Here is a 21,454-nt window from a genome sequence, read left to right as displayed (position 1 = left end):
AACTCCGATCGATGGCGCATCGTCCTCCGATCGACGGAGCGTCGCCCAGGAAAGCTATTCGGGTTGAATTGACCGCGACAAATTTCAACATCGGTCGTATCAGGCAGGCCGTTTTCTCTTCCGCCAACGTGCCGGCGGCGATTGCCTTCGTCGTGCTCATGATCTGCGCGATCTTCGTCGACCAGCAGAACAAAACGGTTTCCGATCAACTCACGCGCGCCGACGTCCTCTACAAGGTCAACATCATCCGCGCCAAGCTGGAAGGAAACATCAACGGCAATCTCCAGCTGGTTCAGGGCCTCGTCTCGGCCATCGTCACCGAGCCCTATATGGGGCAGCAGAGATTTGCCTCCCTCGCTGCCAATCTCTTCAAGCAGAAATCGCAGCTGCGCAACATTGGCGGCGCGCCGGATCTCGTCATTTCGCTGATGTATCCGATGGAGGGCAACGAGAAGGCGATCGGGCTCGACTACCGCAAGAACGAGGCGCAACGCTTGGCGGCGCTTAGGGCGCGCGACCAGCGCATATCGGTACTAGCCGGTCCCGTCGACCTCAGGCAGGGCGGGCGCGCCTTCATCGGCCGGATCCCTGTCTTCGTGCCGACAGCGGGGGGCGGCGATCGCTTCTGGGGCCTTGTCTCGGCGGCTATCGACATCGATCGGCTCTACGCCGCAAGCGGCCTCACCGATCCCGGTCTCGACATAGATGTGGCGCTTACCGGAAAGGATGCGCTTGGCGGTGGCGGCCAGCGCTTCTTTGGTGGCGCCGACATCGTCAAGAACAATCCGGTGACGGCAGAAGTGCAGCTGCCGTTCGGTTCCTGGCAGATATCGGCAATCCCCAAGGGCGGTTGGCCGACCGTGCCGAAGAACGAGCGGGTCTTGCAGGCGCTCATGGCGCTCGCCGCTGTGCTGGTGGTGCTGCCCATCCTGGTGGCCGGACGGCTGTTCGGCGAAAGGCAGAAAAACTATGCCGAATTGAGGCGCCTGTCCGGGAGGCTGGAACTGGCTCTGGAGGCTTCGGGCATCGGCGTGTGGGAGCAAGACCTCGTCACCGACGAGCTGCTGTGGGACGATCGCGTCAATGAGATCTACAGCAAGCCCGCGGATGGGAAGCCGCGCGGCTACGACGACTGGGCACTGGCGATCCACCCCGAGGATATCGCGCGGGCACAGCGCGAGTTCGACCTTGCCGTGGCTGCAAAAGGTCCCTACTCGTCGCAGTATCGACTGCTTCGCCCAGACGGCACCGTCCGCCATGTGCGGGCGCGTGCAAGCTACTTCCAGGACAGCGACGGCACGCCGAAGATGGTCGGGGCCGAATGGGACGTGACCAGCGACGTTCTGCTCAACGAGAATCTGGTGCGTGAACGGCAATTGTCGGAATCGAAGAATGCCGAACTCAAGACCGCCAAGGCGCGCATCGAGCATGTTGCGCTGCACGATTCATTAACAGGCCTGCCCAATCGCCGTTACCTCGACGAGATGCTGGCCAATTCGCCCGAGGATCGCACTGCGCTGCTGCATCTCGACCTCGACCGCTTCAAGCACATCAACGACACGCTCGGCCATGCGGCAGGCGATGCCATGCTCATGCATGCCTCGAAGGTCATCAAAGCCAACGTCCGCGCAGGCGACTTCGTGGCGCGCATCGGCGGGGACGAGTTCGTTGTGGTGTGCCAAGGGCGCGATGACAATGAGCTCGCCGCGCTCGCGGACCGTATCATCGAAGAGATGCGCCAGCCGGTCGACTATAAAGGCCACCAATGCCGGTTCGGGGTCAGCATCGGGATTGCGGCGCTTAGCGGCGTCGATGCAAAGCAGCTGCTGGTCAACGCCGATCTCGCGCTCTATCGAGCCAAGAGCCGCGGTCGCAATCGTTATGAGTTCTTCAACGAAGAGCTGCAGAGCGAGATCGTCAGGACCAAGCAGACCGCGGACGAGATCCTGGGCGGGCTGGAGCGCAACGAATTCATCGCTTACTACCAACCACAGTTCGATGCGAAGACCCTCGAGATCGTCGGCGTCGAGGCGCTGGCTCGCTGGCGCCATCCAAGACGCGGCATCCTCGCCCCCGACATCTTCCTCAAAGTGGCCGAGGAATTGAATGTGGTCTCGCTGATCGACCGCACGATTCTCGAACAAACGCTGCAGAATTTCCAGCGCTGGTCGCGCGACGGTCTCAACATCCCGCGCTTTTCCGTCAACGTCTCGGCACGAAGGCTGGAGGACAAAGACCTGATCAACGGCCTGCGCAAGCTGCCGATCAAGGAAGAAACCGTCTCATTCGAGCTCGTGGAATCGATTTTCCTGGACGAAAATGACGAGCTTGTCGCTTGGAACATCGAGCACATCAAGGAACTCGGGATCGACATCGAGATCGACGATTTCGGCACGGGCCATGCATCCGTCGTCAGCCTGCTCAAACTGCAACCGAGCCGTCTCAAGATCGACCGGCAGCTCGTCACGCCGATAACCGGCTCGGCGGCGCAGCGGCGGCTGGTATCGTCAATCATCGAGATCGGCAAATCGCTCGGCATCGGCGTCGTGGCGGAAGGCGTCGAGACGATGGAACATGCGCGCATCCTGAAGGACCTCGGCTGCGACATCCTGCAAGGCTACGCATTCGGGCGCCCGATGGACGCAAAATCCTTCAGGACCTTCGCCATATCGCGCAAATGGCTGGCCACGGCATAGCGGATGATGCGAGCTGCCGTTGACAGCACCGCCGCCGGCCGCGCGGGTTGTCAGCAACAGCCCTGTCGAGAGTGACAGCAGCTGTAGTCATCGAACTGTCACACCAGGCGGCAACCTCCATGGTAGGTTTGCCGTGGCCGCCCCCGGCGACCCCGACCGCATCAAGAGCCGGCGAAGCCGCCATGAACATCGCCCTCCCCGCCGAAGGCATCGACCTCTCGCCCTATTTTCCGGACGAGCACGGGCTGTTCTTCATCTACCATTTCAAGGCCGATGGAAGCCGCACCAAGGATCCAGCGGAGGCGCATTGGAGCTGGCGCAGCTACCAGATCACCGACATGCGCGCCCGCCAGGAGATCGGCGCCGAGCAGGCCCTGCCGGCGCCGGTGCGCGATGCCTTCCTGTCGCCCAGCCATGGCTGCCAGATCGATTTCGAGGACGACTTCCTCTACGGCGACCTGCCCGACCTCAGGCACGATTTCGCCGAGGCGCGCGGGCTCACCCATTTCCGCTTCGCCTTCAACGACAGGATGCTGATCGGCGCCCGCAAGCAGCCGCTGGAATCGGTCGACAAGATCCGCAAGCTGGTGGAGAGCGGCGCGCGAAAATTCCGCACGCCGGCCGAGCTGATCGAGGCGGTGATGGGCCAGTCGCTCGACGGTATGTCGGCCGAGCTCGACAAGATGGGCGACACGCTCGACGGCATCGAGGACCGCATCGTGTGCGATGCATGGCACAATGAGCGCCAGGCGCTGGTCGACGCGCGCCGGCAGTTGGTGCTGATCCACCGGCAGATGGCGACGCTCACCAGCCTCTTTCGCCATCTCGACCATTCGCATCGCAACGAACTGCCCGACCCCATCAACGACATGGCGACCAGGCTCTCGCACCGGGCGCACACTCTGCATCACGACGGCGAGCAGTTGCAGGCGCGCACGCGCCTGTTGCAGGACGAGCTGATGGCCAAGCTGACCGAGCAGTCGAACCAGCTGCTCTACATCCTCTCCGTCATGACGGCGGTGCTGTTGCCGATGACCATCATCTCCGGGCTGTTCGGCATGAATGTCGGCGGATTGCCGCTGGTCGGCACACCGCTGGGATTCTGGGTGGTGACGGCGATCTCGGTCGTCATCGCCGGCATCATCTATATGTTCGTGCGACGGCTGGGGCGCGTGTAGCGCTTCAGGCGGTCGCCCGCAAATCCTCGACGATGGTGCCGGCGGCCTGGACTTCGGCTTCGTGGCCGGGCTCGCGCCACGTCTCGGCAAGTCCGGCCGCGTACCATTCGCGCATGGCCGGCAGGTCGAGCAGCCGCCGCGGATAGTTAGCCGCTTCGCCTTCGAAAGTCAGGCCATAGGACTGCGCCCTGAATGCAATCGGAGCAAAGAAGGCATCGACGGCACCAAAACGGTCGCCGGCCAGGAAAGGTCCGCCGAAACGCGCAAGGCCGTAGTTCCACAAATCTCCCATGCGGAAGATGTCTTGCTTCAGCGCGCCGGACATCGGCAATGGCGCGACGCGCACGCCGCAGCTCATCGGGCAGTCATTGCGCATCGCGGTGAAGCTCGAATGCATCTCGGCGGCGGCCGAGCGCGCCCACGCGCGCGCCTTCGCCTCCGCCGGCCACACGCCCTGGTGGCGTTCGGCCAGGTATTCGACGATCGAGAGCGAATCCCAGACCGCCCAGCCGTCATCGATAAGGCAGGGCACCCGGCCGTTGGGCGAGAATTGTCGGTAGAGATCGAAACTCGATCCGCTCGGGAACGGCGCCAACCGCTCCTCGAAGGGAATGTCGAGGACGCGCATCAGCAACCACGGCCGCAGCGACCAGGACGAATAGTTCTTGTTGCCGATATGCAGAACGTACATCAGTCCCCTGCCCTGTTTGATGCAACCCTAGACGGAAAACTGTCTCGAACTTTCCCTGGAAGCTACTTTATCGCGGGCTCCGGCTGGCGGACCTCGCGGCCCCTGAACATCGACCATGAATACATCGCCAGCGCCGTCCAGATCAGCGCGAAGGCTATGGCCTGGGTGGTGCCGAACGGTTCATCGAAGATCAGCACGGCGATCAGGAAGACCATGGTCGGCGCGATATATTGCATGATGCCGATGGTGGACAGGCGCAGCAGCCTGGCGCCGAAGGCAAAGAGCAGCAGCGGCACTGCGGTGACCGGACCGCAGCCGATCAGCAAGGCCGCGTCGGCACCCGTGCTGGAGATGAAATGATCCTGGCCGGTGGCGATCAGGTAGACGATGTAGCAAAGCGCCGGCACCGACAGCAAAAGCACTTCGAGCAGGAAGCCCTGGCTCGGGCCGATCGGCAGCGTCTTGCGGAAAAAACCGTAGGCGGCAAAGGAGAAGGCGAGCGCCAGCGATACCCATGGCAATTTGCCGGCCTCGACTGTGAGCACCGTCACCGCGATCGTGGCGAGCGCCACCGCGGCGATCTGCAGCCTGTCGAGCCGTTCGCCGAGCAGAACGGCGCCGACGACGACGCTGACCAGCGGGTTGATGTAATAGCCGAGCGCCGTCTCGACGGTGCGGTCGACCGCGATCGCCCAGACATAGATGCCCCAGTTGATCGAGATCAGCACCGCCGTCAGCGCCGCCATGGCAAGGCTTTTCGGCGAGCGGATCGCCGCCTTGAAGTCGGCGGTGCGGCCGGCCCAGATGAGCACCGCCGCGGCGATCGGCACCGACCAGACGACGCGGTTGGCGATCACCTCGGCAAGCGGCAGATGCGCCACCGCCTTCATGTAGAAGGGCAAGAGCCCCCAAAGGAAATAGGCGCCAAGCGCCAGGAGGAAGCCGTGGCGGCCCTTGGCGTCTTGATCGAGATCGGCTGTAGCGGTGACCATGGCCCAACGCTATGGCCCAGCGGACCGCCCAAGACCATCACAAAATTATGATGGATCAATGGAGTTTTGGTGATGGTTCAAGGAAGTCGCAGTTCCTCGCCCCACGGAGTGGGGAGAGGTGGCCCGGCGAAGCCGGGACGGAGAGGGGTCAGCGCCGCGGCTGACAATCACCGCTTCGGGTAAGCATTCTGGTGACCAACCTCGCGCCCTCTCTTGCATTGACTCTGGCTTCGCGAAGGTCGCCCCCTCTCCGTCCCGGCTGCGCCGGGACACCTCTCCCCCACCTTGTGGGGGCGAGGAAGGGCGGCGGCCTACTCCGCCGCCACCAGTCCCGCCATCTCGCGGTTCTTCATCAGCTTGTAGACGATCGAATCCATCAGCGCCTGGAAGGAGGCGTCGATGATGTTTTCCGACACGCCGACCGTCCACCAGCGGGCTCCAGTGGAATCGTGCGATTCGACGAGGACGCGAGTGATGGCCTCGGTGCCGCCGTTGAGGATGCGCACTTTGAAGTCGGCGAGCTCGAGGTCGACGATCTCGCTCTGGTACTTGCCGAGATCCTTGCGCAGCGCGATGTCGAGCGCGTTGACCGGACCGTGGCCTTCGGCCACCGACATCTTCTCCTCGCCGTCGACCTCGACCTTCACGATCGCCTCGGAGACGGTCTTCAGATTGCCGTTGGCGTCGAAGCGGCGCTCGACCATGCAGCGGAAGGAGGTGACGTTGAAGAACTCCGGCAGGCCGTGCAGCATCTTGCGGGCAAGCAGCTCGAACGAGGCGTCGGCTCCCTCATAGGCATAGCCCTCAGCCTCGCGCTCCTTGACCACTGCAATCAGCGCGTCGAGCCGGTGATCGTCCTTCGGCACGTCGATGCCGCGCCGCTTCAGCTCGGCGAGGAAATTGGCCTTGCCGCCCTGGTCCGAGACCATGACGCGACGGCGGTTGCCGACGGCTTCCGGCGGCACATGCTCATAGGTCGCCGGCTCCTTGGCCAGGGCCGAGGCGTGGATACCGGCCTTGGTGGCGAAGGCGGAGGAGCCGACATAGGGTGCCTGCGCTTCCGGCGCCCGGTTGAGCAATTCGTCGAAGGCGCGGGAGAGCCTGGAGATTCCGGTCAGCGCCTCGGTCGAAATGCCGGTTTCGAAACGATCGGCGAAGGCGGGCTTCAGCGAAAGCGTCGGGATGATGGAGATGAGATTGGCGTTGCCGCAGCGCTCGCCGATGCCGTTCAGCGTGCCCTGGATCTGACGCACGCCGGCTTCGACGGCGGCGAGGGAATTCGCCACCGCCTGGCCGGTGTCGTCATGGGCATGGATGCCGAGATGATCGCCCGGGATGCCGCCGGCGATGACCTTTTCGACGATGGCACGTACTTCCGAAGGCTGCGTGCCGCCATTGGTGTCGCACAGCACCACCCAGCGCGCGCCGGCATCGTAGGCGGTTTTGGCGCAGGCCAGCGCGTAATCCGGATTGGCCTTGAAGCCGTCGAAGAAATGCTCGCAGTCGACCATGGCCTCCTTGGCCGAAGCGACCGCCGCCTCGACCGAGGCCTTGATCGATTCCAGATTCTCCTCGTTGGTGCAGCCGAGCGCAACGCGCACATGATAGTCCCAGCTCTTGGCGACGAAGCAGATGGCGTCCGACTTCGACTGCACCAGCGCCGCCAGCCCCGGGTCGTTGGAAGCCGAGACCCCTGCCCGCTTGGTCATGCCGAAGGCGACGAATTTCGCGCTCTCAGTCCGTTTCTTCTGGAAGAAGGTCGTGTCGGTCGGGTTGGCGCCCGGATAGCCGCCCTCGACATAGTCGATGCCGAAGTCGTCGAGCAGCTTGGCAATCGCGATCTTGTCCTCGACGGAAAAATCGATGCCCGGCGTCTGCTGGCCGTCGCGAAGGGTCGTGTCGAAGAGGTAAAGGCGTTGCTTGGTCATGGCTGTAGCTCGAAAGGCTGCGATCCTTCGCAGTGGAGAGCGACGTGCATCACTATTTCCCCGCGAACCGATCCGTCGCCCGGATCAGCCGGTCCAGAATCCCGGGCTCCGAATAGGCGTGGCCTGCCCCCTCGATGAGGTGGAAATCCGCCTTCGGCCAGACCTTGTGCAGCGCCCAGGCATATTTCGCCGGGCACGGCATGTCATAGCGGCCGTGGACAATGGTGCCGGGGATGTCCTTCAGCTTCCAGGCGTCGCGCAAAAGCTGCCCCTCCTCCAGCCAGCCGGCATGGACGAAATAGTGGTTCTCGATACGGGCGAAGGCGATCGCATAGTCGTCCTGGGCGAACGGGTCGCTGGTCTCGGGCTCGGGAAGCAGCGTGATCGTCTCGCCTTCCCAAATGCTCCAGGCGCGGGCAGCTTCCACTTGCGCCTTGCGGTCGGACCCGACTAACCGCCTGCGATAGGCGGCCATCATGTCGCCGCGCTCGGCCTCCGGGATCGGGGCCAGGAAGCGCTCCCATTTGTCGGGAAACATCTCTGAGACGCCGAACTGATAATACCATTCGAGCTCGGCGCGGGTCAGCGTGTAGATGCCGCGCACGACGAGCTCGCTGACACGCTCGGGATGCGTCTCGGAGTAGGCGAGCGCCAGCGTCGAGCCCCAGGAGCCGCCGAAGACAAGCCATTTGTCGAAGCCAGCCATCTCGCGCAGGCGCTCGATATCGGCGACGAGGTGCCAGGTGGTGTTCGCCTCCAGCGAGGCGTTGGGTGTCGACTTGCCGCAACCGCGCTGGTCGAACAGGATGACGTCATAGAGTTTCGGGTCGAACAGGCGCCGGTGTTTCGGCGAGATGGTACCGCCCGGGCCGCCATGCAGGAACACGGCGGGTTTGGCGCCCTTGGTGCCGCAGCGCTCCCAATAGACGGTGTGGCCGTCGCCGACGTCGAGCATGCCGGAATCGAACGGCTCGATCTCGGGGTAGAGCGTACGCAAGGAACCGCTGTGGATCGTCATAGTTTCAAGCCCTGCTGCGGCCAGTTGGCCGTCTCGTGGTCGGGATGCTGGAAAGAGATGATCTGTTCCTGCCGCCGATAGAAGTCGGGGTCGTCAAGGATCGGCGCCTCGAAGATCTTTTCCACCCAAGGCAGGCGAACCGCGTAATTCACCTGGATCTGCGGCGCGAGGTCGGAGCGGTCGTCGAAAGCGCCGATGGCGATCTCCAGCGAGCCGGGCTGGCGATAGGTCAGCGGCGTGCCGCAGCGGGCGCAGAAGCCGCGGTCGATGTTGACCGAGGACTGAAAGTAGCTCGGCTCCTCATGGGTCCACTCGACGCCGTCCTTCGGCACCGTCACCAGCGCGCCGAAGAAATTGCCGAACTGTTTCTGGCACATGCGGCAATGGCAGATGGACGGGCGCCCGAGCTTGCCGTGGACGCGGAAACGTACGGCGCCGCACTGGCAGCCGCCTGTTCGAATTTGGTCGGTCATGGTCTTTCCTCCGGCGGCCATTGGTCGGTGTCGTGATCGGGATGCTGATAGGAGACGAGCTCGGCCAGGTAAGGCGCAGACGCGATATCGGCCATCGTGTCCTCGGACGGCAGTTTGGGGATGGCGTCGACATAGGGAAGCTTTGCTTCGATGCCCCACTGGATGGTGGGCGCGATGCCGGTCGGATCATCGAAGGCGGCGATCGCCAGTGCTGTGCCATCCGGTGCCTCGAAAGTCAGCGGCGTTCCGCATTCGGCGCAGAAGCCGCGCCAGACGGCGTTGGACGAGCGGAAGCGCTTCGGCTCGCCGCGCGTCCAGTCGAGCGCGGCGCCGCGCACCGAGACCAGCGGCAGATAGAAATTGCCGCTCGCCTTCTGGCACATGCGGCAATGGCAGACAGAAGCGTCACCTAGCGCGCCCTCGACGCGGAAGCGCACGGCGCCGCACTGGCAGCCGCCTGTATAGACCGGCCGGTTGTCGAGGCTCATCGCTCACTCCTGATCATCGGCTTACTCCGCATCATGGCAGACCGCCTCGACATTGTTGCCGTCGGGATCGAAGACGAAGGCGCCGTAATAATTGGGATGGTAGTGCGGCCTCAGGCCCGGCCCACCATTGTCCTTGCCGCCTGCGGCAAGCGCTGCCGCATGGAAAGCGTCGACCTCGGCGCGGCTGCGGGCGGTGAAGGCGACATGCTGGGTGGATTTGGGCTTGTCCGTGCTATCGCTCAGCCAGAACACCGGCCGGTCACGGCCATAGCCGCCAACCTTGGCGCCGCCGGTATATTCTTCCGGCACCATGTAAAGCAGCGAAGCCCCCAGCGGCGCCATCGCCTTGTCGTAGAAGGACTTAGACTTTTCGAAGTCGGAGACATTGATGCCGAGATGATCGATCACGGGACGAGCTCCTCCGTTTGTGGCGCGGGTGCATCGGCCAGGCCGGCCACGATGACGATGTGCTGGCAGGCATTGTCGATATCGCGGATCACGTCGTCGTTCCAGAAGCGCAGGATGGTCCAGCCGCTTGCGCTTAGATATGCACTTCTTGCCTCGTCATATCGTGAGTGTTCCGCATCGGCATGCTGGCTGCCGTCTACCTCGACTATGAGTCGATGCGCTGAACATGCGAAGTCAACAATGTAAGGTCCAATCGGCACCTGCCGTCGAAAGCTCATGCCCATCAAGCGATGCGCGCGCAACTCGTTCCAGAGCTTCAGCTCCGCATCGGTCATCGCGCGGCGCATGGACTTGGCGTTCTTGCGCTGACGGGATGGAACGCGGTCGTGGCCCATGTTCAGACCGCCTTCCGCTGGAGATTAGCGAAACCGGACGCGTCGGCTAATCTCCCCCCTTGCGGGGGAGATGTCCGGCAGGACAGAGGGGGGTGCTGTCCCGCCAGCATGGCCGCAACTCGGGAGTGCTGCGCTCTCAGAAGATGGTTGTCGCCAAAGCGAGCAAGCTGAGGCGCTGGCGTTCCTTCACACCCCCCTCTGTCCTGCCGGACATCTCCCCCGCAAGGGGGGAGATTGGCCGTCGCCGACGCTTTCGCCAACCCCGCAAGGTCGCTCACCTCTTGATCTCCCAGGTCGTCACGCGCTCGCCGGTAACCGGATCCTTGCCGTCCTTCAGCTGCACGCCCTGCGCCAGGAGCTCGTTGCGGATTCGATCACCCTCGGCCCAGTTCTTGGCAGCGATAAACTTCAGCCGATCGGCGATCGCCTTGGCGATCGCTTCCTCGTCCACCTTGGCCGCGCCCGTATCGAAGCCGAGGAAGGCCAGCGCAGTCTTCAGCGAAGCGGCGGCAGTATTCTCATTGGCACCGGTGTGCTCAACCGCCTCGCCGGCGAGCTGCGTCAGCCGCTGGAAGGCAGTGTAGGTGGCGAGGTCGTCCGACAGCGCTTCCACCACCTCGGCCGGCAATTCTTCTGCCGCCACAGGCGCGAGGTCTGCGGCGCGCTTCCATTTGCGCAGCGTGTTTTCGGCTTCCTCCAGCTTGCGCACGGAGAAGTCGATCGGCTCGCGGTAATGCGTCATCAGCATCGCCAGCCTGAGCACCTCGCCCGGCCAGGCGCGGCTGCCGAAAGTGTCGGTCTCCAGCAGCTCATGGATCGAGAAGAAATTGCCGAGGCTCTTCGACATCTTCTGACCTTCGACCTGCAGGAAGCCGTTGTGCATCCACACATTGGCCATGACCTTGGTACCGTGGGCGCAGCGCGACTGGGCAATCTCGTTCTCGTGGTGCGGGAAGATCAGGTCCAAGCCGCCGCCATGGATGTCGAAGACCTCGCCAAGATAGGCGGCCGACATGGCCGAGCATTCGATGTGCCAGCCGGGCCGGCCCCTGCCCCACGGGCTCTCCCAGCCGGGCTCTTCCGGGCTCGACAGTTTCCACAGCACGAAATCGCCGGGGTTCTTCTTGTGCGCGTCGACAGCGATGCGCGCGCCAGCCTGCTGCTCGTCGAGATTGCGCTTCGAGAGCTCGCCATAGTCCGGCATCGAGGCGGTGTCGAACAGCACCTCGCCGCCGGCGACATAGGCGTGGCCGCGCTCGATCAGCTGCCGGATCAGCGACAGCATGTCGGCCTTGCCGTCGGCGCGCGGCGCGACGAACTCGGTCGCACGCGGCTCGTAGGTGGGCTCAAGGCAACCGAGTGCGGCGACATCCTTGTGGTACTGATCGGCGGTCTTTTCGGTGACCTTGCGGATCGCGTCGTTGAGCGACAGCTTTCCGGCCGCGATGTCGCCGCCGAAGTCGCGCAGCGCCCTGGCATTTATCTTGTCGTCGACATCCGTGATGTTGCGCACATACGTGACATGGCTTTCGCCGTAGAGATGGCGCAACAGACGGAAGAGCACGTCGAAGACGATCGCCGGACGCGCATTGCCGATATGGGCAAAGTCGTAGACGGTCGGGCCGCAGACATACATGCGCACGTTGTGCGGATCGATCGGAACGAAAAGTTCCTTCGCCCGCGTCAGCGTGTTGTAGAGGCTGAGGCCCTTCGATGCGTCCGACATGCGGTCCCGGTCCTTAATTTGGGTTCACTGGAACCAGCTCTGCGCCGACGGCGCAAATCAGGCTCCAGCCTGCTGGCCGGGGCGTTTTTTCCGATCTGGGGAAAGATGAGGCGAAAACGTCCGGACCAGCGCGAAGCTAGCCAATAATGCAAATGCCACAAATGGCGAAAGACGTTTTCATGGGCGGCTTTATCGCGCCGGCGGGTGTTGCCGTCAAGTCGCTCCGCTCAGGAAAGATGTCGTTGGGTCACAGGTAAAGACAGGCCGAAACATTTTATTAAACATGTCGGCACAGTGATGAAACATTCGCCGACTAGACCGCCAGAAGTCACGATTTGGTCGGAATCAGCCGACAAACGCTGAACACGAAACCGTTATCAGGGAGAGAATCATGGCTCGCACCAAGCAGGAACAGGACCGACAAACGCAGCCGGCTCTCGCCAGCCACTACCGCGCGATCGGCCCGGCGGCCATCGTCGCAGCGCTTCTTCACACCGCGAAGAAGAAGAAGCCGACGCAGAAGATCGTCTCGCCGCGCGCCGCCTGACAAGAACGACCGGCACGGTCCCCGATCATGGGGACGCCGGCGATGAGGGCGCAAACAAGCGCCCTGGAGATGAAGGCCCCAAAGCAGCCTCTCGAGGCGAGCAGCCTTCGCTAAAAGAGCGTCATTTGGTTTTCGTCCGCGCCGGGCTTCTGGCGCCTGGGCTTCTCGGCCTATGGCCCGACGACGCCCCGTTCCTGAATCTCCGGCCCGGTGTTGGCGACCTTGTTGACCAGGTCTGAAACCGCAATCGCCTCGAAGAAATCGGGCTCGGCAGGTTTCAGCAGATCGAGCACGTCGCGCGGCTCCTGCGTGCGGCAATCGAGCCAGCGGGCGAAGTCGCACTCCTCGATCACCACGGGCATGCGGTCGTGGATATGGGCGATGCCGGCATTGGCCTCGGTCGTGATGATCGCACCGGTGTCCATCTCGGAACCGCCAGGTTCGGAGTAAGTCTCGATCAGGCCGGCGAAGGCAATCACCCCACCTCGCTTCGGCCGGATCCAGTAAGGCTGGCCCTTCTTGCCGCCCGACTGCTGCCATTCGTAAAAGCCGGAGGCCGGCACCAGAGCACGGCGGTGGCGCATGGCGGTTTTGAACGAAGCCTTTTGCAGCACGCCTTCGGAGCGGGCGTTGATGAGCAGCGGAAACGCCTTGGTGTCCTCGACCCAGGCAGGAATCAGGCCCCAGCGCACCAGCATCGCCTGACGATCCGGCAGGTTCGAGCCCGGCTCCCGCCGCGGCCCGGCAAGCGCCATAAGCACCGGCTGCGTCGGCGCGATGTTGTAGCGCGCCGGAAATTCCTCCAGCTCGGCCAGGCCGAGCAAGGCGGCGGTCTGGTCCGGCGTCGCGGTCAGGGCAAAGCGTCCGCACATGGATCGGGCTCGTCAGTTGATGTGCCATGAAAGTGGCGATGGAACCGCCAGGCCGCAACGGCTAAAGCTGGATTCGCCCAATCGATCCACAAAAGGCTGCAGAAAGATCGGCACGCATGGAACAGCGCAAGATCATACCGGCCGTTTCCGTCGCCGTCGTGCGCGGCGGCACCGTGCTTCTGGTCAAGCGCGCGCGGGCGCCGTCGCAAGGGCTCTATGCCTATCCCGGCGGCAAGGTCGAGCCGGGCGAAACGCTTGCGCAAGCCGCGGCGCGCGAGTTGCAGGAAGAGACCGGGCTCGAGGCAACAGGCTACCGGCCGCTACGCGACATCCATATCGACGGCCATGCTGAAAACCACGCGGTCGACTACCTGCTGACCGTGTTCGGCGCGGCCTATGCCGGCGGCGAGCCCGTTGCCAGCGACGATGCCGAGACCGCTGCGTTCTACACGCTGGCGGAAATGGCAGGAATGCCGCTTGCGGGCGATGTGTTCTCGGTCGCCGAGGAATTGCTTGGGTCAGCGCAAGGCACAAGGCGGTGAGCATCCAGAATGGCCTTGCAGGCGACGAAATGTTTCGCCACAAAGCCCTGCCCTTTCACCGCAAGGCTTTGATGACCCGCGCTCCCGCTTTTCTCGCCGCGTGCCTCGCCGTCAGCATGACCGTCGCAGCGTCCCCAGCGCCTGCCGCCGAGGCGCCTTTCGAGCCCGGGCTGATGCGGCTGGCGGAAGTCCTGGGATCGCTGCACTTCCTGCGCAACCTGTGTGGCGAGAAGGGCGACAAGTGGCGGGTCGAGATGGAAAAGCTGCTCGAATCGGAAAATCCCGATGCTGACCGGCGCGCCCGCTTCATCGCCTCGTTCAACCGCGGCTACCGCTCCTTCAGCGGCACCTACACGCGATGCACGCCTTCGGCGACCGAGGCCATCGCCCGCTACATGAAGGAAGGCGAGACGCTGTCGCGCGACATCGCTTCCCGCTACGGCAATTGAGACCGGCTCGACCGCTGCGCGTTTTGCCCAGATTTGTTGCGGGCAATCGGCGCCAATGTGACGTGCCTTATTGTGTCCTGTCCCGCTCTGGTGCAATCATGTGTTGCACTTGCGCAACAGTATTAATGAAACGTTAGCGCGCAGTTGTGGAATTAACTCAAACTGAAGGTTTCGATGCCCCAAGCCGGTCTAATCGGCTAAGCTTGGCATCAATTGAGGGCAGTCTCGCCCGGAATGTGGATTTCGACCGTAAAAATGTCGTATTTACAAAGACTTAAATTGAGACTGCGGACGAACTGACAGACCAAGCCGGATCCCTCGTCGGATCGACGCTTGTAGAAAGTGGATATCGCAATGGAACATGGTGTCAGCGACATCGACGCTTTGGTCAGGGAAGAAAAGCGGCTGACTGCCGTGGAGAGCCACAGCGAAGCGTGGGCCGAGGGCCTGTCGGCCGGCATCGAACCGGAAATCATCGCCGAAGCGGCGCTGGAGACCGCTTTCGGCGAGATGTTGCGCGCCAATGGCGAGACCTCGGCGCTTGCCCTGCTCGACCGCATGCGGGAAAAAGTGATCGCCGGCGCGTTCGAGCCGGAACGGCTGAAGCACTAGCCACCCGTTTTGACAGCGACTTTTTGATAGTGACTTTTGACGCGCCGTTTGGGCATCATGTCCATGCGCTCGGACATCAATGTGCCGGCCGGGCCGAGCCCGGGAACCATGGAGAGGCAAGCGGTGAGATTTTCGATGTCAGGTCGGCCGCGCGGGCTGGCCCTCAGCATCCTGATCGCCGCCTCCTGCCTGGCGCTGCCTCTGTGCCTTACCAGCACGCCTTCCTACGCGCTGAGCGAGATTCAGCGCGAGGACGTGCCTTCGCCGGTCACCCCGCCCGCCAATAGCGACAGCGCCGCGCCCGGCGCTGCCGTGCCGATGCCGGAGCCGCCCGGCACCAAGCCCGCGGACGGCCAGCCGGCCGACGACACCGACAAGTCGGAGCCGGAGACGCCGCCCGCCAATGGCGGCATCACCAGCCCGCGCGCAGACCCTGACGCGCCGCCGCCCGCGGTCGTCTACGACCTCAACACGCTTCCCGAACCAGTCAAGCGCATGCACGGGCTGCTCATCGAGGCCTGCCGGACCGGCGACATCGAGAAGCTGAGGCCGCTGATCGGCAAAGGCGATTCCATGACGCAACTGTCGCTGGGCGACATCGATGGAGACCCGGTCACCTTCCTCAAGAGCCTTTCGGGCGACGGCGACGGCCAGGAAATCCTCGCCATCCTGGAAGAGGTGCTTTCGGCCGGCTATGTGCATGTCGACACCGGCACGCCGCAGGAACTCTATGTCTGGCCGTATTTCTTCGCGCTGCCGCTCGACAAGCTCGATGCCAGGCAGCGCGTCGAATTGTTCAAGCTGGTCACCGCCAGCGACTATGACGACATGAAGCAGTTCGGCGCCTACATCTTCTACCGCGTCGGCATCACGCCGACGGGACAGTGGCTGTTCTTCGTCGCCGGGGATTGAATTTCGCCCTTACTCGGTAAGGCTGGCGGGACAGCGCCCCCCTCTGTCCTGCCGGGCAGAGGGGGGCGCGAAGAAACACGATCATAGCGGATCGTCCTACTGCCGAGGATTGTTGCGATGGCTCAGGCAGTGGTCAGAAGGATGCCGTGACCGAATTCGTCGGCCAATTTCATGATAAGCAGCTTCTCACGCGCCGTAAGGCGCTTTTGGTCGACAAAGCGCCAGTCGCGTTCGTAAAGCGCAAAGGCCTCTTTCGCGGGAATAGGGCGCGCGACATCGCGGTTCCAGGCGAGCGCCTGGAGCTCAGGAAATTCCGCAGGAATGATCGGCGCAATATTCGCGGGCATAGCCCACTCAAGATAATGCAGAGCACTTAACAAATCCAATGTCGGCGGGATCAGGCCGGCAGCGCCTCGGAGAACTCCACCGCCCTGCCCTGGCCGGGTGTCGCGATCTCGCCTTCCCACATGACGCGCGTGCCGCGCACGATGGTGCCGACCGGCCAGCCGGTGACCTCTTTGCCGTCATAGGGCGTCCATCCGGCCCTGGAGCCGGCCTGCGCGTTGGTGATGGTCTCGCGCCGCTTCATGTCGACGATCGTGAAATCGGCATCGTAGCCGGCGGCGATGCGGCCTTTCCTGGCCATGCCGAAAATGCGCTGAGGACCATGGCTGGAAAGGTCGACGAAGCGCTGCAGGCTGAGCCGGCCGGCATTGACGTGGTCGAGCATGATCGGCACCAGCGTCTGCACGCCGGTCATGCCGGACGGCGAGGCCGGATAGGGCTTCGCCTTCTCGGCCAGCGTGTGCGGCGCGTGGTCGGAGCCAAGGACATCGACGATGCCCTGCGAAATGCCGTGCCAGACGCCTTCACGATGGCGTGGCGCCCGCACCGGCGGGTTCATCTGGATGAGCGTGCCAAGCCGCGCATAGTCGTCGGCGCTCAGCGTCAGATGATGCGGCGTGGCCTCGCAGGTCGCGACATCCTTGTGCTGCTCGAGGAAGACGATCTCCTCGGCCGTCGATATGTGCAGCACATGGATGCGCGCGCGTGTCCGCCTGGCGATGCGCACCAGCCGCTCCGTGCAACGCAGCGCCGCGATCTCGTCGCGCCAGACGGGATGCGACGACGGATCGCCGTCGACGCGCTCGCCGAGCCGTTCGCGCAGGCGGAACTCGTCCTCCGAGTGGAAGGCGGAGCGGCGGCGGGTGTTGCGCAGGATCGAGGCGACGCCTTCATCGTCCTCGACCAGAAGATCGCCGGTGGACGAGCCCATGAACACTTTTATGCCGGCCGCGCCCGGCAGCCGTTCCAGTTCGCCGACATCACGAGCATTGTCGCGCGTCCCGCCGACCCAGAAGGCGAAGTCGCAATGCATGCGGCCGGTAGCGCGGCGCACCTTGTCGGCAAGTGCTGCCTCGCTGGTGGTCAGCGGATTGGTGTTGGGCATTTCGAAGACGGCGGTGACGCCGCCCAGCACCGCGGCGCGGGAGCCGGTTTCCAGATCCTCCTTGTGCTCCAGCCCCGGTTCGCGAAAATGCACCTGGCTGTCAACGACGCCAGGCAGGATGTGCAGGCCCGTGCAGTCAATGGTTTCGCCGGCCGAAGCCTGGCCGAGATCGCCGATCCGCGCGATGCGTCCGGCCTTCACGCCGATGTCGCGCCGTCCCTCGCCGTCATGGTTGACCACCGTGCCGCCTGTCAGGATGAGGTCGAAGGTGGTTGCCATGGGCAGGTCCAATCTCTTGCGGGGGGAGTGTGGCCGGCTTACGTAATGACCGGACGTTTTGCAAGATCAGGCCGATTTCACGCTCATGCCCTTTGCCCAAATCAAAGACCGCGCGCTCATTTCCGTGTCAGGCCCCGATGCCGAGCATTTTTTGCAGAACATCCTCACCACCGATCTCGACGCCCTCGGCCGGGGCCAGGCAAAACCTGGCGCGCTGCTTTCGCCGCAGGGCAAGATTCTGTTCGATTTCCTGGTCTCGCGCGCCGGCGACGATGGCTTCCAACTGGAATGCCGGGCCGACATCGCCGACGACTTCGTGCGCAGGCTGATGCTTTACCGGCTAAGGGCAAAGGCCGAGATCGCCAAGCAGGATAAGGTGCTTGTCACAGTCGCATGGGGTGATGATTCAACCGCCTCACGTTTTGATTCAACAGCGCTCTCCGACACGCGGTTTCAAAATATCACGGTTACGCGCACTTATGGCGGCGAGGCGCGGGACGGCGGCGACCCGAATGGCTGGCTGAACATGCGCATCGGCAACGGCATTGTCGAAAGCGGCAGCGACTACCAGCTTGGCGATGCCTTCCCGCATGACGTGCTGCTCGACGAGACGGGCGGCGTCGGTTTCAAGAAGGGCTGCTATATCGGCCAGGAAGTGGTCTCGCGCATGCAGCATCGCGGCACCGCGCGGCGCCGTGTGCTAATCGCTTCGGCCGACAGCCCCCTGCCCGCCGCCGGGACCGAGCTAACCGTGGCCGGCCGACTGGTGGGCACGCTCGGGTCTGTCGGCCACCGGACCGGGCTCGCCATTGCCCGCATCGACCGCGTCAAGGCGGCGCTGGATGCCGGCGAGGCGATCACGGCGGGCGAGATTCCGGTAAGGCTCGCCATTCCCGCCTGGGTGAAGTACACCTTCCCTGAAGGTGCGGTCAGCGCGGAGGGGGCCTGATGGCGGCCGACCGGGCCGGCGCGCCGCCGCGCGCCTGGCAACGCATGCTGTCCGGCCGGCGGCTCGACCTGCTCGATCCCTCGCCGCTGGACATCGAGATCGCCGATATCGCGCACGGGCTCGCCCGCGTCGCGCGCTGGAACGGCCAGACCAGAGGCGACCATGCCTTCTCGGTGGCGCAGCATTCGCTGCTGGTCGAAGCTCTCTACGGTGAACTGGCGCCTGCAGCCCCGGCCGAGGCGCGGCTCGCAGCGCTGCTGCATGATGCGCCGGAATATGTCATCGGCGACATGATCTCGCCGTTCAAATCGGTGATGGGCGGTTCCTACAAGGATTGCGAGCTGCGCCTGCAGCGCGCGATCCATCTGCGTTTCTCGCTGCCGGCGGAACTCGCCGCCTCCTTGCGCAACGACATCAAGCGCGCCGACCAGATCGCCGCCTATTACGAGGCGACGCTACTGGCCGGCTTTTCGACCGCTGAGGCGACCGAGTATTTCGGCCGGCCGCGCGGCTTCTCCGCCGATAGCTTCGACTTCACACCAAAATCCGTGACTTGGGCGCAAACAGCTTTTCTCAGGCGTTTCAAGACGCTGGAAACCAGGCGCCAGTCTTCGCGCGCGGTCAATTCCACCCCTTAATAGAACGCTAAATTAACCGGCGAGCAGGACAGTATTTGCGTTCGGTTACGATCCGAAGGCGTGCTCATGCCCCGCGCACATGTCAAGACTGGTTCGTTCGCCGGCAAGCGAAGAGCGGCCGGTGTTGGCCCGGTGCGACGAATAGCCGAAGAACTTCGCGCGCAGAACGAGCGCTTCGCGGCGGCTGTCGAGAACATGTCGCATGGCCTGTGCATGTTCGACGCCGATGAGCGGATGATTATCTGCAACCGCAACTACATCGACCTCTTCCGCCTCGACGCCAAGGTGATGAAGCCCGGCATCCGCTTCTTCGACATCCTCCAGCACAGCGTCGATATCGGCATCGCCTCGCAAAGCGCCGAGGAGCTCTATGCCGTCCGCAAGCCCTATATCGACGGCGCGAAGCCCTCGACCTATGAGGAGGCTCTGGCGGATGGACGCATCATCGTCATCTCGCACCGGCCGCTGGCTTCCGGCGGCTGGGTCTCGATCTACGAGGACGTGACCGTGCAACGGCGCGCCGAAAAGGAGCTGAAGGAGCAGCACCGCCGCTTCGACGCTGCCTTAGCCAACATGTCGCAAGGCCTGCTGATGTATGACGCCGGCGGCAAGATGATCGTGCGCAATCAGCGTTTTCTGGAGCTCTACAACGTAGCCGCGGCGGATTTCCCGTTCGGCACGACGCACCGGGACGCGCTCAAACGACTGCTGGAGCTCGGCATCTACACAAAGATCGATGTCGACAGCGAAGTCGCCAAGACCGAAGCTTGCCTGCGGGCGGGGCAGATGCATTCGACTTACCGGTATCTTGCCGACGGCAGGACATTTCTGGTTGTCCGTCAGCCGATGAGCGGCGGTGGCTGGGTGGTGACCTTCGACGACGTCACCGAGCGCCGGCGCACCGAAGAGCGCATGACGCATCTTGCGCATCACGACACGCTGACCAACCTGCCCAACCGGTCGATGTTTCGCGAAAAGCTGGACCAGGCGCTTGGCGAGGCAAAGCCGCTGGCAATCCTGTCGCTCGACCTCGACCGCTTCAAGGCCGTTAACGACACGTTCGGCCACCCGGCCGGCGACTGGCTGCTGAAATGCGTCGCCAAGCGGCTACAGCAGGCCGTGCGCAGCAGCAAGGACGTGGTGGCGCGCTTCGGCGGCGACGAATTCGCCATCATCCAGTCGGGCATCAAGAGCGTCGCCGACGCCGAAAAGCTCGCCAAGCGCATCGTCGAGATCGTCGGCAAGCCTTATCGCGACAAGGGGCGAGAGATGCATGTTGGCGTGAGCCTCGGCATCGCGCTCTATCCCGGCGACGGACACGACGCCGACACGCTGCTCACCAACGCCGACATGGCGCTCTACCGGGGCAAGAGCGAAGGGCGCAACGTCTACCGCTTCTTCGAGCAGGGCATGGATGCGCTGATGCGGGAGCGCCGGGCGCTCGAGGCCGATCTCGAGGCAGCGCTGTCCAGGCGCGAATTCGAACTCGACTTCCAGCCGATCCTCGACATCGGCTCCGGCAAAATTGTCGGCGCGGAAGCCCTGATGCGCTGGCGCTCGCGGTCGCGCGGCCTGGTATCGCCGGAAAACTTCATCGCGGCCGCCGAGGAAACCGGACGGATCGTGCAGCTCGGCGATTGGGCGCTGCGCAAGGCTTGCAACGTGGCGGCGGACTGGCCGCCGGAGATGCGCATGGCCGTCAATGTCTCGGCCGCGCAGATCAAGAGCGGGGGCTTCGCTCGCAGCGTGATCTCGGCGCTTGCCTTTTCCGGCCTGCCGGCCAACCGCCTGGAGCTCGAAATCACCGAGACGGTGATGATGGACGAAAGCGACGCGGTGCAGAAGACGCTGAGCCAGTTGCGCGGTCTCGGCGTGCGCATCGCGCTCGACGATTTCGGCACCGGCTATTCCTCGCTCGGCTACCTTCGGCGCTTCCCCGTCGACAAGATCAAGATCGACCGCTCCTTCATCCGCGACCTCGACAAGCGCGACACGGCGGCGATCGTGCGCACGGTGATCAGGCTCGGCGCCGAGCTCGGCATCACCGTCACCGCCGAAGGGGTCGAGACCGAAGCGCAGCTCGATATGCTTCGCAAAGCCGGTTGCGGCGAGGCGCAAGGCTTTCTGATCGGCGTGCCGGCCAAGGCGTCCGACATTGGCAGGCTCCTGCGCTCGCAGGCGCAGCTGCGCCAATCAGGCTGAGTGACACCG

At 63.8% G+C, this 21,454-nt stretch carries 22 protein-coding genes; 10 read left to right on the top strand and 12 right to left on the bottom strand.

Annotated features, from left to right (window positions below):
- Positions 1-158: 158 nt before the first annotated feature.
- Entirely contained in the window at positions 159-2,696 is a 2,538-nt protein-coding gene (locus LB526_RS10500) for an EAL domain-containing protein (protein WP_224627775.1), read from the top strand.
- 182 nt (positions 2,697-2,878) lie between these two features.
- Positions 2,879-3,874 carry a transporter gene (locus LB526_RS10495; protein ID WP_224627549.1) on the top strand — a complete coding sequence of 332 codons (996 nt, stop codon included), beginning with the start codon at positions 2,879-2,881 and terminating at the stop codon, positions 3,872-3,874.
- Between the two features lie 4 nt (positions 3,875-3,878).
- Here the strand turns inward: LB526_RS10495 and LB526_RS10490 are convergent, their stop codons facing one another.
- From LB526_RS10490 to cysS, 9 genes are all read right to left on the bottom strand, one after another.
- Positions 3,879-4,565, bottom strand: a complete 687-nt coding sequence (locus LB526_RS10490; RefSeq protein WP_224627547.1) for a glutathione S-transferase — start codon at positions 4,563-4,565, stop codon at positions 3,879-3,881.
- A 62-nt stretch (positions 4,566-4,627) separates the two neighbouring features.
- Positions 4,628-5,557, bottom strand: a complete 930-nt coding sequence (gene rarD / locus LB526_RS10485; RefSeq protein WP_224627545.1) for an EamA family transporter RarD — start codon at positions 5,555-5,557, stop codon at positions 4,628-4,630.
- Between the two features lie 311 nt (positions 5,558-5,868).
- Positions 5,869-7,485 (bottom strand): citramalate synthase, encoded by a 1,617-nt coding sequence (gene cimA, locus LB526_RS10480; RefSeq protein WP_224627543.1) that lies wholly within the window; start codon positions 7,483-7,485, stop codon positions 5,869-5,871.
- Between the two features lie 52 nt (positions 7,486-7,537).
- The gene (pip, locus tag LB526_RS10475; protein WP_224627540.1) at positions 7,538-8,503 is read right to left on the bottom strand and encodes a prolyl aminopeptidase; all 966 of its coding nucleotides are present in this window, start codon (positions 8,501-8,503) and stop codon (positions 7,538-7,540) included.
- Entirely contained in the window at positions 8,500-8,976 is a 477-nt protein-coding gene (locus LB526_RS10470) for a GFA family protein (RefSeq protein WP_224627539.1), read from the bottom strand. The genes pip and LB526_RS10470 overlap by 4 nt, the downstream gene beginning before the upstream one ends.
- Entirely contained in the window at positions 8,973-9,464 is a 492-nt protein-coding gene (locus tag LB526_RS10465) for a GFA family protein (RefSeq protein WP_224627538.1), read from the bottom strand. Before LB526_RS10465 ends, LB526_RS10470 begins: the two co-directional genes overlap by 4 nt.
- Positions 9,465-9,485: 21 nt before the next feature.
- Positions 9,486-9,872, bottom strand: a complete 387-nt coding sequence (locus tag LB526_RS10460; RefSeq protein ID WP_224627537.1) for a VOC family protein — start codon at positions 9,870-9,872, stop codon at positions 9,486-9,488.
- A complete protein-coding gene (locus LB526_RS10455; protein ID WP_224627536.1) occupies positions 9,869-10,267 on the bottom strand; it encodes an endonuclease domain-containing protein in 399 nt (132 codons plus the stop codon). Before LB526_RS10455 ends, LB526_RS10460 begins: the two co-directional genes overlap by 4 nt.
- Positions 10,268-10,541: 274 nt before the next feature.
- Entirely contained in the window at positions 10,542-11,993 is a 1,452-nt protein-coding gene (cysS, locus tag LB526_RS10450; RefSeq protein ID WP_224627535.1) for a cysteine--tRNA ligase, read from the bottom strand.
- Between the two features lie 391 nt (positions 11,994-12,384).
- On the opposite strand from cysS, the gene LB526_RS10445 reads away from it, so the two are divergent.
- On the top strand, positions 12,385-12,540 hold the full coding sequence (locus LB526_RS10445; protein ID WP_095766957.1) for a hypothetical protein: 156 nt from the start codon (positions 12,385-12,387) through the stop codon (positions 12,538-12,540).
- A 170-nt stretch (positions 12,541-12,710) separates the two neighbouring features.
- Here LB526_RS10445 and LB526_RS10440 read toward each other — a convergent pair whose 3' ends face one another.
- The gene (locus LB526_RS10440; protein WP_224627534.1) at positions 12,711-13,412 is read right to left on the bottom strand and encodes an SOS response-associated peptidase; all 702 of its coding nucleotides are present in this window, start codon (positions 13,410-13,412) and stop codon (positions 12,711-12,713) included.
- A gap of 116 nt (positions 13,413-13,528) precedes the next feature.
- Here LB526_RS10440 and LB526_RS10435 point away from each other — a divergent pair, with 116 nt between their 5' ends.
- The 4 genes from LB526_RS10435 (at position 13,529) to LB526_RS10420 (ending at position 15,927) form a co-directional block, all read left to right on the top strand.
- Positions 13,529-13,954, top strand: a complete 426-nt coding sequence (locus tag LB526_RS10435) for an NUDIX hydrolase (protein WP_140842471.1) — start codon at positions 13,529-13,531, stop codon at positions 13,952-13,954.
- Between the two features lie 71 nt (positions 13,955-14,025).
- Positions 14,026-14,403 (top strand): TIGR02301 family protein, encoded by a 378-nt coding sequence (locus LB526_RS10430; protein ID WP_224607704.1) that lies wholly within the window; start codon positions 14,026-14,028, stop codon positions 14,401-14,403.
- Positions 14,404-14,757: 354 nt separating this feature from the next.
- Complete coding sequence (locus LB526_RS10425) at positions 14,758-15,015, top strand: hypothetical protein (protein WP_040984202.1); 258 nt, start codon at positions 14,758-14,760, stop codon at positions 15,013-15,015.
- A gap of 123 nt (positions 15,016-15,138) precedes the next feature.
- A complete protein-coding gene (locus LB526_RS10420) occupies positions 15,139-15,927 on the top strand; it encodes a hypothetical protein (protein WP_224525117.1) in 789 nt (262 codons plus the stop codon).
- A 122-nt stretch (positions 15,928-16,049) separates the two neighbouring features.
- Here LB526_RS10420 and LB526_RS10415 read toward each other — a convergent pair whose 3' ends face one another.
- A complete protein-coding gene (locus LB526_RS10415; protein ID WP_224627773.1) occupies positions 16,050-16,274 on the bottom strand; it encodes a hypothetical protein in 225 nt (74 codons plus the stop codon).
- Positions 16,275-16,324: 50 nt separating this feature from the next.
- On the bottom strand, positions 16,325-17,656 hold the full coding sequence (locus tag LB526_RS10410; protein WP_224607420.1) for a dihydroorotase: 1,332 nt from the start codon (positions 17,654-17,656) through the stop codon (positions 16,325-16,327).
- Positions 17,657-17,741: 85 nt separating this feature from the next.
- Here LB526_RS10410 and LB526_RS10405 point away from each other — a divergent pair, with 85 nt between their 5' ends.
- From LB526_RS10405 to LB526_RS10395, 3 genes are all read left to right on the top strand, one after another.
- Positions 17,742-18,605, top strand: coding sequence for a YgfZ/GcvT domain-containing protein (locus LB526_RS10405; RefSeq protein WP_224627533.1), 864 nt, complete (start codon positions 17,742-17,744; stop codon positions 18,603-18,605).
- Positions 18,605-19,243 (top strand): YfbR-like 5'-deoxynucleotidase, encoded by a 639-nt coding sequence (locus tag LB526_RS10400; protein ID WP_140842479.1) that lies wholly within the window; start codon positions 18,605-18,607, stop codon positions 19,241-19,243. Before LB526_RS10405 ends, LB526_RS10400 begins: the two co-directional genes overlap by 1 nt.
- A 66-nt stretch (positions 19,244-19,309) precedes the next feature.
- Positions 19,310-21,445: a putative bifunctional diguanylate cyclase/phosphodiesterase gene (locus LB526_RS10395; protein WP_224627532.1), complete on the top strand. Its 2,136-nt coding sequence runs from the start codon at positions 19,310-19,312 to the stop codon at positions 21,443-21,445.
- The last annotated feature ends 9 nt before the right edge of the window (positions 21,446-21,454 follow it).

This window comes from Mesorhizobium sp. CA6, assembly GCF_020165035.1.
GTDB lineage: Bacteria > Pseudomonadota > Alphaproteobacteria > Rhizobiales > Rhizobiaceae > Mesorhizobium.
Note: the sequence above shows the minus strand (reverse complement) of the source record. Positions and strands in the feature narration are given on the sequence as shown.

Coding starts and splice junctions, on each gene's coding strand:
- LB526_RS10445 (WP_095766957.1), top strand. CDS start 12,385: ATGGCTCGCACCAAGCAGGAACAGGACCGACAAACGCAGCCGGCTCTC.
- LB526_RS10405 (WP_224627533.1), top strand. CDS start 17,742: ATGCCCTTTGCCCAAATCAAAGACCGCGCGCTCATTTCCGTGTCAGGC.
- cysS (WP_224627535.1), bottom strand. CDS start 11,993: ATGTCGGACGCATCGAAGGGCCTCAGCCTCTACAACACGCTGACGCGG.
- LB526_RS10410 (WP_224607420.1), bottom strand. CDS start 17,656: ATGGCAACCACCTTCGACCTCATCCTGACAGGCGGCACGGTGGTCAAC.
- LB526_RS10400 (WP_140842479.1), top strand. CDS start 18,605: ATGGCGGCCGACCGGGCCGGCGCGCCGCCGCGCGCCTGGCAACGCATG.
- pip (WP_224627540.1), bottom strand. CDS start 8,503: ATGACGATCCACAGCGGTTCCTTGCGTACGCTCTACCCCGAGATCGAG.
- LB526_RS10415 (WP_224627773.1), bottom strand. CDS start 16,274: ATGCCCGCGAATATTGCGCCGATCATTCCTGCGGAATTTCCTGAGCTC.
- LB526_RS10395 (WP_224627532.1), top strand. CDS start 19,310: ATGCCCCGCGCACATGTCAAGACTGGTTCGTTCGCCGGCAAGCGAAGA.
- LB526_RS10465 (WP_224627538.1), bottom strand. CDS start 9,464: ATGAGCCTCGACAACCGGCCGGTCTATACAGGCGGCTGCCAGTGCGGC.
- LB526_RS10440 (WP_224627534.1), bottom strand. CDS start 13,412: ATGTGCGGACGCTTTGCCCTGACCGCGACGCCGGACCAGACCGCCGCC.
- rarD (WP_224627545.1), bottom strand. CDS start 5,557: ATGGTCACCGCTACAGCCGATCTCGATCAAGACGCCAAGGGCCGCCAC.
- LB526_RS10430 (WP_224607704.1), top strand. CDS start 14,026: ATGACCCGCGCTCCCGCTTTTCTCGCCGCGTGCCTCGCCGTCAGCATG.
- LB526_RS10500 (WP_224627775.1), top strand. CDS start 159: ATGATCTGCGCGATCTTCGTCGACCAGCAGAACAAAACGGTTTCCGAT.
- LB526_RS10495 (WP_224627549.1), top strand. CDS start 2,879: ATGAACATCGCCCTCCCCGCCGAAGGCATCGACCTCTCGCCCTATTTT.
- LB526_RS10470 (WP_224627539.1), bottom strand. CDS start 8,976: ATGACCGACCAAATTCGAACAGGCGGCTGCCAGTGCGGCGCCGTACGT.
- LB526_RS10425 (WP_040984202.1), top strand. CDS start 14,758: ATGGAACATGGTGTCAGCGACATCGACGCTTTGGTCAGGGAAGAAAAG.
- cimA (WP_224627543.1), bottom strand. CDS start 7,485: ATGACCAAGCAACGCCTTTACCTCTTCGACACGACCCTTCGCGACGGC.
- LB526_RS10490 (WP_224627547.1), bottom strand. CDS start 4,565: ATGTACGTTCTGCATATCGGCAACAAGAACTATTCGTCCTGGTCGCTG.
- LB526_RS10455 (WP_224627536.1), bottom strand. CDS start 10,267: ATGGGCCACGACCGCGTTCCATCCCGTCAGCGCAAGAACGCCAAGTCC.
- LB526_RS10435 (WP_140842471.1), top strand. CDS start 13,529: ATGGAACAGCGCAAGATCATACCGGCCGTTTCCGTCGCCGTCGTGCGC.